At 71.7% G+C, this 10587-nt stretch carries 10 protein-coding genes; 3 read left to right on the top strand and 7 right to left on the bottom strand.

Translation table 11 applies throughout. The features are described 5' to 3' along the window. Positions 1-256: 256 nt before the first annotated feature. Entirely contained in the window at positions 257-1105 is an 849-nt protein-coding gene (locus tag GSF22_RS04365) for a 3-hydroxyacyl-CoA dehydrogenase family protein (RefSeq protein WP_208811425.1), read from the top strand. Positions 1106-1272: 167 nt separating this feature from the next. Here GSF22_RS04365 and GSF22_RS04360 read toward each other — a convergent pair whose 3' ends face one another. Together GSF22_RS04360 and GSF22_RS04355 are read right to left on the bottom strand one after the other, a co-directional pair. Continuing rightward, positions 1273-2118, bottom strand: a complete 846-nt coding sequence (locus GSF22_RS04360; RefSeq protein ID WP_208811424.1) for an ABC transporter permease — start codon at positions 2116-2118, stop codon at positions 1273-1275. Next, complete coding sequence (locus GSF22_RS04355; protein WP_208811423.1) at positions 2115-2963, bottom strand: ABC transporter ATP-binding protein; 849 nt, start codon at positions 2961-2963, stop codon at positions 2115-2117. Before GSF22_RS04355 ends, GSF22_RS04360 begins: the two co-directional genes overlap by 4 nt. A gap of 131 nt (positions 2964-3094) precedes the next feature. Here GSF22_RS04355 and GSF22_RS04350 point away from each other — a divergent pair, with 131 nt between their 5' ends. Continuing rightward, complete coding sequence (locus tag GSF22_RS04350) at positions 3095-5104, top strand: protein meaA (protein ID WP_208811422.1); 2010 nt, start codon at positions 3095-3097, stop codon at positions 5102-5104. Positions 5105-5163: 59 nt separating this feature from the next. On the opposite strand, the gene GSF22_RS04345 is transcribed toward GSF22_RS04350, so the two are convergent. From GSF22_RS04345 to GSF22_RS04335, 3 genes are all read right to left on the bottom strand, one after another. Next, entirely contained in the window at positions 5164-5454 is a 291-nt protein-coding gene (locus GSF22_RS04345) for a DUF1540 domain-containing protein (protein ID WP_208811421.1), read from the bottom strand. Between the two features lie 53 nt (positions 5455-5507). Further along, on the bottom strand, positions 5508-6434 hold the full coding sequence (locus GSF22_RS04340) for a polysaccharide deacetylase family protein (RefSeq protein WP_307803710.1): 927 nt from the start codon (positions 6432-6434) through the stop codon (positions 5508-5510). Positions 6435-6783: 349 nt separating this feature from the next. Continuing rightward, complete coding sequence (locus GSF22_RS04335; RefSeq protein ID WP_208811420.1) at positions 6784-7398, bottom strand: DUF4126 domain-containing protein; 615 nt, start codon at positions 7396-7398, stop codon at positions 6784-6786. 123 nt (positions 7399-7521) lie between these two features. On the opposite strand from GSF22_RS04335, the gene nucS reads away from it, so the two are divergent. Continuing rightward, positions 7522-8181: an endonuclease NucS gene (gene nucS, locus GSF22_RS04330; RefSeq protein WP_208811419.1), complete on the top strand. Its 660-nt coding sequence runs from the start codon at positions 7522-7524 to the stop codon at positions 8179-8181. 4 nt (positions 8182-8185) lie between these two features. Here nucS and GSF22_RS04325 read toward each other — a convergent pair whose 3' ends face one another. Then, positions 8186-8839: a methyltransferase domain-containing protein gene (locus tag GSF22_RS04325; RefSeq protein WP_208811418.1), complete on the bottom strand. Its 654-nt coding sequence runs from the start codon at positions 8837-8839 to the stop codon at positions 8186-8188. Between the two features lie 79 nt (positions 8840-8918). Beyond that, positions 8919-10415: an aldehyde dehydrogenase family protein gene (locus GSF22_RS04320; protein ID WP_208811417.1), complete on the bottom strand. Its 1497-nt coding sequence runs from the start codon at positions 10413-10415 to the stop codon at positions 8919-8921. Between the last annotated feature and the right edge of the window lie 172 nt (positions 10416-10587).

The following is a 10587-nucleotide window of genomic DNA, read 5'->3' as shown; positions in this document are numbered from 1 at the left end:
GGCCCGTCCTGCCCCCGCCCCGGCGCGCCGATCATGGAGTTGTGGAGGGAATTTTCAGGCGTTATACGGCTTTTGCGGGGCACCACAAGTCCATGATCGACGCAGGGCTGCCGGCCCGCCCGTCTTCGCCATCCCCACCACCGGTCGCGCTTAGCCATCGTTCAGGGGTGCCCGCTAGGGTGCTGACAGTGCAGCCGATCGCTGACAGCGCAGCTAATTGCTGACACTGCAGCCAATCCAGGCGAGGGAGAAAGAGATGGCGGGTCGACTCGCGGTCGTCGGGGCCGGGTTGATGGGTGCGGGTATCGCTCAGGTGGCCGCCCAGGCGGGCTGGCAGGTCACACTGCGGGACCTGGACGACGCGGCGACGCAGCGCGGTCTCGACGGGATCCGTAGGTCGCTGGAGAAGTTCGCAGCCAAGGGCACGATCGCGGCGGACGACGTCGAGGCGGCGCTCGGGCGGATCACCCCGACCACCGAGTTGGAGGCGGTCGCGGAAGCGGACCTGGTCGTCGAGGCGGTCTTCGAGCGGCTGGACGTCAAGCAGGAGGTGTTCCGGGCGCTGGACAAGCTCTGCAAGCCGGGTACGGTGCTCGCCACGAACACGTCGGCCATTCCGGTGACGCAGATCGCTGCGGTCACCGAGCGGCCCGAGTCGGTGGTGGGTACGCACTTCTTCTCGCCGGTGCCGATGATGAAGCTCTGCGAGCTGGTACGCGGGTACAAGACGTCGGACGAGACGTTGGCCACCGCCCGGGAGTTCGCCGAAGGCATCGGCAAGACGGTGGTGGTGGTCAACCGGGACATCGCCGGCTTCGTCACCACCCGGCTGATCGCCGCACTGGTGGTGGAGGCGGTCAAGCTGGTCGAGTCGGGCGTGGTCTCGCCCGAGGACCTGGACACCGCCTGCCGGCTCGGCTTCGGTCACGCGATGGGGCCGCTGGCCACCTGTGACCTGACCGGCGTGGACGTGCTGCTGCACGCCTCGAAGAACATCTACACCGACACGGCCGACGAGAAGTTCTTCCCGCCGGAGCTGTTGCAGCGGATGGTCACCGCCGGGGACCTGGGCCGCAAGACCGGCAAGGGCTTCTACACGTACTGAGCCGCGCCCGGCCGGTTCCGGGGCGGGTCACGCGCCCGGCCGGTGTCGCGCGACCCGCCCGGCCGGTCACGTGTCACACGCCCCACCTGTCACGCGCCGGCCGGTGAGGTGTTAACAAGGGCCCCTTCCTCTACCGAAAGCGTTAAGAAGGGGCCCTTCCTTACACCTCAGCCGTCGCGGCGGGTGGTCCAGCGGAAGGTGCCGAGGCAGAGCAGCAGGCCGATCACGCACCAGGCGGCCAGGACCAGGGCGACCCGGCCCAGTTCGAACGAGCCGCCCGGTTCCTGGGTGCCGAACGCGTCGGGCAGGAAGACCGAGCGCAGGCCCTGGCACATCCACTTGAGCGGGAAGAGGGCCGCGACCTGCTGCATCCAGCTGGGCAGGCTGGTGAAGACGAAGAACACCCCGGAGATGAACTGGAGGACCAGGGCGACCGGGGTGACCACGGCGGAGCCGCTGCGGGCGGTACGCGCCAGGGACGAGATGGCGATGCCGCAGAGGGTGCAGGCGGTGACGCCGAGCACCGAGACCCAGGCGAAGGTGAACCACTTGGCGGCGGTGCCGGGCAGTTCGAGGTCGAACAGGGCGACGGAGACGGCGAGCAGCAGGGCGGTTTCGGCGATGCCGATCGCCACCACCATGATCACCTTGCCGGCGAAGTAGACCCACTTGGGCATCGGCGTACCGCGCAGCCGCTTGAGCACCCCCCGGTCCCGTTCGATCGGGATCCAGATGCCGAGGTTCTGGAAGCTGACCGTCATCAGGCCGGTGGCGATCATGCCGGTGATGAAGTACTGCGTGTAGCTGACCCCGGGGCCGATCTCGTCGTCGAAGATCGCCGCGAAGATCAGGATCATGATGATCGGGAAGCCCATGGTGAAGACCACGGACTCCCGGCTGCGCAGGAACTGCCGGATCTCCAGCCGGCCCTGCCGGGCCGCCAGGGCCAGCGGACCGGGCCGGCGGGGCGCGGTGGTGGTGGTCGGCGCGGCCGGCTTCAGCGTGGTGCTCATCGGTGTCCGATCATGCGCAGGTAGATGTCCTCCAGGGTGGGCCGGGTGACGGTCAGCCCCGGCACCTCGCCGCCGAAGCGCGCGGCGAGTTCGGCGACCAGCGCCGTCGGCGTGGCGCTCTGCGCGCTCTGCGCCGTCCCGTCCGGGGTACGCCAGGAGACCGTCGCCTGGGCGTCCTGCCGGTTGCCGAGCTGGGCCGGGGTGGCGACCTCGATCACCCGGCCGGAACTGATCACCCCGACCCGGTCGGCGAGGGTCTCCGCCTCGTCCAGGTAGTGGGTGGTGAGCACGATGGTGGTGCCGGCGGCGGAGAGGTCCCGGATCAGCTCCCAGAACTCCCGGCGGGCCTCCGGGTCGAACCCGGTGGTCGGCTCGTCGAGGAAGAGCAGTTCGGGGCGGCCGATGATGCCGAGCGCCACGTCGAGCCGGCGTTTCTGCCCGCCGGAGAGGGTGTGCGTGCGGGCCCGGGCCTTGCCGGCCAGCCCGACCCGCTCGATGACCTTGTCGGGGTCGTCGGCGCCGGCGTAGAAGCCGGCGAAGTGGTGCACCACCTCGGCGACGGTCAGTTCGTCGAACTCGCCGGTGCCCTGGAGCACGATGCCCACCCGGGACCGCCAGTCCGGCGCCGGGTCGGCGGGGTCGCTGCCGAGGACGCGCACCGTTCCGTCGTCCCGCTGCCGGTACCCCTCCAGGATCTCGACGGTGGTGGTCTTGCCGGCGCCGTTCGGCCCGAGCAGCGCGAACACCTCGCCCCGGCGGACGTCGAGGTCGACGCCGGCCACGGCCGGGTTGCCGCCGTACGACTTGCGCAGGCCACGGACCGAGATCGCCAGCTCGTCATGCATGCCGTCAACTATGCGTGGTCGGGGCGGAGTGCAACGATCCGGGGCGGGGAGTCGCGTCGCACACGTCGGGGCGTTGACCTGTGTGGTTTTTCACCGACGCGGGGTACTGAACGGTAACTTAGACTCCGGCCATGGACGACAAGGCAGTGTCGGGCCGGCTGCCCGAGCGGGACCGGCCCTGGGTCATGCGCACCTATGCCGGGCATTCGTCGGCCGCCGCGACGAACGCGCTCTTCCGCCGCAACCTGGCCAAGGGGCAGACCGGCCTCTCCGTCGCCTTCGACCTGCCCACCCAGACCGGGTACGACCCGGACCACGAGCTGGCCGCCGGTGAGGTGGGTCGGGTCGGGGTGCCGGTGGCCCACCTCGGTGACCTGCGGGCCCTGTTCGACGGCATCCCGCTGGCCGACATGAACACGTCCATGACGATCAACGCCCCGGCGATGTGGCTGCTCGCCCTCTACGCCACGGTGGGCGAGGAGCAGGGCGCCGAGCCGGCCCGGTTCGCCGGCACCACGCAGAACGACATCATCAAGGAGTACCTCTCCCGGGGGACGTACATCTTCCCGCCGGCGGCGTCGTTGCGGCTGACCGCCGACGTCGTCGCGTACACGTTGACCGCGATGCCCCGCTGGAACCCGGTGAACATCTGCTCGTACCACCTCCAGGAGGCCGGGGCCACCCCGGTGCAGGAGGTCGGGTTCGCGCTGGCCACCGCCGTGGCGGTGCTCGACGCGGTACGCGACTCCGGCCAGGTGCCCGCCGAGCGGCTCGGGGACGTGGTGCAGCGGATCTCGTTCTTCGTCAACGCCGGGGTGCGCTTCGTCGAGGAGATGGCGAAGATGCGGGCCTTCGGCCGGCTCTGGAACGAGATCACCGCCGAGCGGTACGGCGTGACCGACCCGAAGCAGCGCCGGTTCCGGTACGGGGTGCAGGTCAACTCGCTGGGCCTGACCGAGGCGCAGCCGGAGAACAACATCCAGCGCATCGTGCTGGAGATGCTCGGTGTGACGCTGTCCCGCGACGCCCGGGCCCGTGCGGTGCAGTTGCCGGCGTGGAACGAGGCGCTGGGTCTGCCCCGCCCCTGGGACCAGCAGTGGTCGCTGCGCATGCAGCAGGTGCTGGCGTACGAGTCGGACCTGCTGGAGTACCCGGACCTCTTCGACGGCTCGTACGTGGTGACCGCCCTGGTGGACGAGATCGTGGCCGGGGCGCGGGTCGAGTTGGACCGGGTACTGGAGATGGGCGGCGTGGTCGCCGCGGTGGAGACCGGTTACCTCAAGAGCGCCCTGGTCGGCTCGCTGGCCGAGCGGCGGCGCCGGATGGAGGCCGGCACCGACGTGGTGGTGGGCGTCAACCGGTTCACCGAGACCGAGCCGTCCCCGCTGACCGCCGCCGGTGCCGAGGCGGTGCAGCAGGTCGACCCGGCGGTGGAGGAGGCGGCCGTGCGGAGCGTACGCGAGTGGCGGGCCGCCCGGGACGCGGACGCGGTGGCCGTCGCCCTGGACCGGCTGCGCGCGGACGCCGCGACCGCCGTGAACCTGATGCCGGCGACGCTGGCCTGCGTGCGGGCCGGGGTGACCACCGGCGAGTGGGCCGGCGCGCTGCGCGGCGTGTTCGGCGAGTACCGGGCGCCGACCGGCCTGGCCGGTGGGCCCGGGGCGGGTGGCGACGCCGGCCTGGCCGGGGTCCGGGAGCGGGTCGCGGCGACCGCCCGCGAGCTGGGTACCGGCCGGCTGCGTCTGCTGGTCGGCAAGCCCGGCCTGGACGGGCACTCCAACGGCGCCGAGCAGATCGCGGTACGCGCCCGGGACGCCGGTTTCGAGGTGGTCTACCAGGGCATCCGGCTCACCGCCGGGCAGATCGTGGCGGCGGCGGTGGAGGAGGACGTCGACCTGGTGGGGCTCTCCGTCCTCTCCGGATCACATCTGGCGGCGGTACCGGCGGTGCTGGCCGGCCTGCGGGCCGCCGGCCGGGCCGACCTGCCGGTGGTGGTCGGCGGGATCATCCCCGCCGGGGACGCCGGGCAGTTGCGGGCCGCCGGGGTGGCCCGGGTCTTCACCCCGAAGGACTTCGCCCTGACCGGCATCATCGACGAACTGGTCACCGTGGTCCGCGAGGCCAACGGCCTGTCCGGCTGAGCCGACCTGCCGGCGGCCGGGACCGGGTGACCGGGCCGGGGCAGGTCGTGCCCCGTGGGTCAGGCCATCTCGTAGGTCAGGCAGTCGGCCATGGCCGCGCCGACCCGGATGCCCGGCGCCCGGCACTCCAGGTCGGCGTTGTGCCGGCAGTCCGCCCGCTGGCAGGCGCCGACCTGGGCGGTCAACGAACCCACGCCGCCCTTGGTGGGCATCTCGATGAAGGTGTGGCAGCGGGCATGGTCGCTGCTGCCGACGGTGATGGCGAACGCGCGGCAGCCCTGCCGGTGGTTGTACGAGCACTTCGTCACCGTGCACTCCTGCACCGGTGGCATCTCCATCGCTGCGGTCATCTCGGCCTCCTCGGGTTTCTTGTCCCGATATTAGGCTTTGATCAGTTTTCCGGTCAGGAATCCGCAGGTCCGTCACCCAGTACGGCGGAGAGTGGAGCCGGGGTGAGGCCCCGGGCGGCCAGTCCGGCCAGGATGTGCGGCAGGGCCTCGTCGGTCATCGCCGCGTTCGCCTCGGTGACGTGCAGGATGATCACCGACCCGGGGCGGACCGTGTCCAGTACCGCCCGGACGATGGGCTGCCAGGCGGTGGCGAACGGGTCACCGCTGACCACGTCCCCGTCCACCACGGTGACGCCGAGCGGGGCCAGCGCGGCCAGCGCCGCGCCGTCGTGGCAGAGACCGGGGAAGCGGAAGTACCGGGTCTGCCGGCCGCCGTACCGCTCGACGATCGTGAAGGTCCTCGCCACGTCCTGGGTCATCTGCTGGGTGGGGATCCGGGGCAGGCCGTAGCAGTCGCCGGTGAACGCCAGGTGCCCGTAGGTGTGGTTGGCCAGCTCGAACCGGGGGTTGCCGGCGATCCGGGCGGTCACCTCCGGGTACCGCTCGACCCATTTGCCGGTCAGGAAGAAGGTGGCCGGCACCTGGTCGCGTTCCAGCAGGTCCAGGATCTTCAGGTTGGCGTACGAGGCGACCTTGCCGCTGCGCAGGTTGAACAGCATCCCGTCGGTCATGTCCGCGTCGAAGGTCAGCGCCACCCGGTTGCCGGTCCGTGGACCGTGGTCGACCACGGGTGGGCGGGTACCCGGCCGGGTGGCGCCGGGTCGGCCGGTCCCCGTCGGTGGGGCGGTCGGGGTACCGGTCGGACTGCTGGTCGGACTGCTGGTCGGGGTGGTCGGGCGTCCGGAGCCGGCCTCCGCAGGGACGAAGTCCGGGGCTGCGGCATCCGGTCCCGACCTGCGGACCAGCCCCAGCGTGAGGATGAGCGCGCCGAGTACGCTGACCGCGACCATGATGACCAGCAATGTCCGAAAATTCTTCACCTGCACGGCTCGATCATGGCAAGCGCGGTGGGGTACCGGCTGCCCCGGGCCCGAGCCTCACCCGGACGGGGGCCGACCGGTCTGGCCGGACGGATCGACCGGACCCGCCGGGACGGATCGACCGGAGCGCCGCCCGGGCGGGGCCGTCGACTGGAGCGGCACGGTGCTGCGGGGACGCTGTCGAGCTGCTCCGGATGTGCTAGCGGATCGGCGGGTGGGCCGCGCTCCGTTTCTGCCAGCAGCTCGACAGCGGGTCAACCAGGGGCGGGCCGGGCGGTGCCACCCGGCCCTGGCGGGGCTGTCGGTCAGACGTGGCGGGGCCGGTGGTCAGACCCGGCAGGGCTGGCGGTCAGAGCCGGCTGGCCGCCCGGGCCGCCTGCCGCTCGCGTCGTCGGGACCGGCGGCGGCGCACGATCCAGAAGGCGAAGCCGAGCAGGGCGACCAGGAACACGAGGACCAGCACCGGCAGGACGATGGCGACCAGGGACATGACCACGGAGGTGGCGTCCTCGGCGGTACTCGCCACCGGAGCGCCGACCCCGCCGGTGGTGGCGTTGATCACCGGGCGCGCGGCGGCCTTCAGTCCGTGCACCCCGAACGCCATCACCATCCCGACCGCGATCGGCACCCACTGGTGCGAGGAGAAGAACTGACCCGGGTCGGTGACCGTCACCGTCTCCGAGGCCGAGCCGGCACCGAAGGCCAGCCCGCCCGCGGTGGGCCGGACCACGGTCTGCAACACGTCGTTGACGTGGTCGACGACCGGCACCTTGTCCGCGACCACCTCCACCGCCAGCAGGACCACGAGAATGGCGATCACCCAGCCGTTGGCGAGCCACTGGGAGCCGGCCGGCAGGTTGATCAGGTCGGTGTAGCGGGCGAGCAGGCCGAGGGCGAGCAGAGGGATGTAGGCGTTCAACCCCGCCGAGGCGGCGAGACCGGCGCCGGTCAGCACTTCGAGCACGTGTCCCAGCATCCCACCGGGGCGCCAGTACCGCTCGGCGCGATCGGCCGTACCGCCGGGACCGGGCGCGGTGGTGCCGCGTCGCGTGGCGGGGCGGCCGACCGGCTCCGCTACCCTCGTCGGGTGCGGTTGGTGATTGCGCGGTGCTCAGTGGACTATGTCGGACGGCTCTCGGCGCATCTGCCGACCGCCACCAGGCTCCTGATGGTGAAGGCCGACGGCTCGGTCTCCATCCATGCGGACGACCGGGCCTACAAGCCGCTGAACTGGATGAGCCCGCCCTGCCGGCTGGAGGAGGCGCCCGGGGTGTGGCGGGTGGTCAACAAGGCCGGTGAGGAGCTGCGGATCACCCTGGAGGAGATCTTCCAGGACACCTCGTACGAGCTGGGGATCGATCCCGGGCTGCGGAAGGACGGGGTGGAGGCGCACCTCCAGGAGTTGCTGGCCGCGAACCCGGCCACCCTCGGCGAGGGGTACACGCTGGTCCGCCGGGAGTACATGACCGCGATCGGGCCGGTGGACCTGCTCTGCCGGGATGCCGAGTCCGGCACCGTGGCGGTCGAGGTCAAGCGGCGTGGCGAGATCGACGGGGTGGAGCAGCTCACCCGTTACCTCGAACTGCTCAACCGGGATCCGCTGCTCGCACCGGTGGCCGGCGTGTTCGCCGCGCAGGAGATCAAGCCGCAGGCGCGGGTACTCGCCACCGACCGGGGTATCCGGTGCGTCGTGGTCGACTACGACAAGCTGCGGGGCATCGAGCGGGACGAGCTGACCCTGTTCTGACCGGCTACGCCCGCACGGCGATGAGGGACTTGGGCAGGCCGGCGAGGCGTTCGACCCGGATCGTCGAGTCGGGGAAGTAGTGCCGGAGCTGCGAGCGGTCCAGCAACTCGGTCCAGAGCACCTGGGCGATGGCGGCCTCGTGGCTCTTCGCCGGGGAGTGCGCCAGCGGCCAGTGCCGGGCCACCATGGTGCGGGCCCGCACCGGTAGGAACTGCATCCCGGGGGCGAGCCAGTGCGGCTCGACCGGGAAGTAGCGGTACGGGGTCTGCACCCAGTGCGCGTCGGCCAGGGTCCGCACCGCTGCGGCGAACCGCAGTCGCCGCTCGTGCCCGCCCACGTGCTCCAGGACCGAGTTGGAGAAGACCAGGTCGTAGCGGCGACGGGTGATGTCCGACGGCAGTTCGCAGGCGTCGGCGTGGTCCACCTCCGCCCAGTCGGGTACCTCCGCCGGGGCGGGCTCCAGGTTGACCACGTGCACGTGCGCGGGGCGTACCGGGGCACGGAGCCAGGTGTCGACCCGGCCGCCGAGGTCGAGCACCGACATCTCCGCCAACCGGGGGAACGTCTCGGCGAGCCAGCCGGCCCGGCGTTGCCGGCGGCGGGCCGCCCAGGAGTCCTCGTTGTCGACCAGCTGGAAACGCAGCGAGTGCAGGCCCATGTCGGCAATGTACCGATGGCCCTACCCAGGTGGAATCTCTGAATCTTCCGATTCCACCGGACCATCGGTTATCCGACAGTCACCGACCGTAGATCGCCTTGATCGTCCTGACCAGCCGGGCCACCTGCGCCGGGGTCCGCTCGAAGGTCATCGCCGGCATCAGCGACGGTGCGCGCCGTCGGGTGACCGCCTTGGCCCGGCCGAACTCGCGCAGCCCGTCGTCGCCGTGGATCCGGCCGAAGCCGGACTCGCCCGTCCCGCCGAACGGCAGGGTGGACATGCCGGCGAAGCTGAGGGTGGAGTTGATCGCGGTCATCCCGGAGCGCAGCCGACGGGCCGCCTCCACCGCACGCCGCCGGCCGAAGACCGAACCACCCAGCCCGTACCGGACGGCGTTGGCCCGGTCGACCGCCTCGTCCACGTCGGACACCCGGTTGATGACGATCGTCGGGCCGAACGTCTCCTCGCGTACCGCGGCGGCGTCCTCCGGGACGTCCACCAGAACGGTCGGGTGCACGAACGGCGGCTGCACCGCCTCCGGCCCACCCAGGACCGCCCGGCCACCCCGGGCCACCGCGTCGTCGATGTGCCGCCGGATCACGTCCACCTGGCTCGGCATGGTGATCGGTCCGATGTCCGCGCCGTCCGCGCCCACGGTCAGCCGGCCGGCCCGTTCGACCACCTTGGCGACGAACCGGTCGTGCACCGCGTCGACGGCGTAGACCCGTTCGATGCCGATGCAGGTCTGCCCGGCGTTGGTGAGCGCGCCCCACACGCACGCCTCGGCGGCGGCGTCCAGGTCGGCGTCGTCGTCGACGATCATCGCGTCCTTGCCGCCCGCCTCCAGCAGCACCGGGGTGAGCGAGTCGGCGCAGGCGGCCATCACCTTCCTGGCCGTGGCGGTGGAGCCGGTGAAGGCCACCTTGCCCACCCCGGAACGGCAGAGCGCGGCGCCGACGTCACCGAGGCCGTGCACGACCTGGAGCACCGGGTGCTCCGGCACCACCTCGGCGAAGGTGTCCGCCAGCCACTGCCCGACCGTCGGGGTGTACTCGCTGGGTTTGAAGACCACCGCGTTCCCGGCGGCCAGGGCGTACGCGGCCGAACCGATCGGGGTGAAGACCGGGTAGTTCCACGGGCCGATCACGCCGACGACACCGTAGGGCTGGTACTCCAGGTGCGCGCCGAACTCGACGAGCAGCAGCCGGGACCGGACCCGGCGGGGCCCGAGCACCCGACGGGCGTTCCGCGCGGCCCAGTCGATGTGCTCGACCGCGGTGATGACCTCGACGATGGCGTCGGCCACCGGCTTGCCGGTCTCGGCGTGGCAGAGTGCCGCGAGTTCCTCGATCCGTCGGGCCAGGGTCGACCGCCAGCGCAGCAGCCGGTCCCGTCGGCCGGCGAAGCCCAGGCCGGCCCACCAGTCCCCGGCGGTGGCGGCGCGGCGCACCGCCGCAGCGACCCCGGCCGGGTCGCTGACCGGGAACCGGCCGGCCTCCGCGCCGGTCGCCGGATTCGTCGAGATCAGCAGGCCGTTGTCGACAACCGGAACGCCGGGGACCTGGACAGCCGTCATGGCGGCAGTCTAGACCCGCAGATTACCGGTGGGTAGGGTTTCGGTCCGCACGTGTGCCGGCAGCGGGTCACCCGGGCCCTCGGCGATCGACCCTCCTCGACGCGAGGCGGGGCCGGATGGCAGGATGGTCATGGAACTACTACGCTGCGAAATCGATTCGCTACCCGAGGTC

The organism is Micromonospora echinofusca, from assembly GCF_017614955.1.
Classification (GTDB): domain Bacteria; phylum Actinomycetota; class Actinomycetes; order Mycobacteriales; family Micromonosporaceae; genus Micromonospora; species Micromonospora echinofusca_A.
The sequence above is the reverse complement of the archived record's forward strand: the minus strand, read 5'-3'. Positions and strand labels throughout refer to the sequence as shown.

Excerpts from the sequence above, each read along its gene's own strand:
- GSF22_RS04320 (WP_208811417.1), bottom strand. The coding sequence starts at position 10,415 with ATGACGGCTGTCCAGGTCCCCGGCGTTCCGGTTGTCGACAACGGCCTG.
- GSF22_RS04365 (WP_208811425.1), top strand. The coding sequence starts at position 257 with ATGGCGGGTCGACTCGCGGTCGTCGGGGCCGGGTTGATGGGTGCGGGT.
- GSF22_RS04325 (WP_208811418.1), bottom strand. The coding sequence starts at position 8,839 with ATGGGCCTGCACTCGCTGCGTTTCCAGCTGGTCGACAACGAGGACTCC.
- GSF22_RS04355 (WP_208811423.1), bottom strand. The coding sequence starts at position 2,963 with ATGCATGACGAGCTGGCGATCTCGGTCCGTGGCCTGCGCAAGTCGTAC.
- GSF22_RS04350 (WP_208811422.1), top strand. The coding sequence starts at position 3,095 with ATGGACGACAAGGCAGTGTCGGGCCGGCTGCCCGAGCGGGACCGGCCC.
- GSF22_RS04345 (WP_208811421.1), bottom strand. The coding sequence starts at position 5,454 with ATGACCGCAGCGATGGAGATGCCACCGGTGCAGGAGTGCACGGTGACG.
- GSF22_RS04360 (WP_208811424.1), bottom strand. The coding sequence starts at position 2,118 with ATGAGCACCACGCTGAAGCCGGCCGCGCCGACCACCACCACCGCGCCC.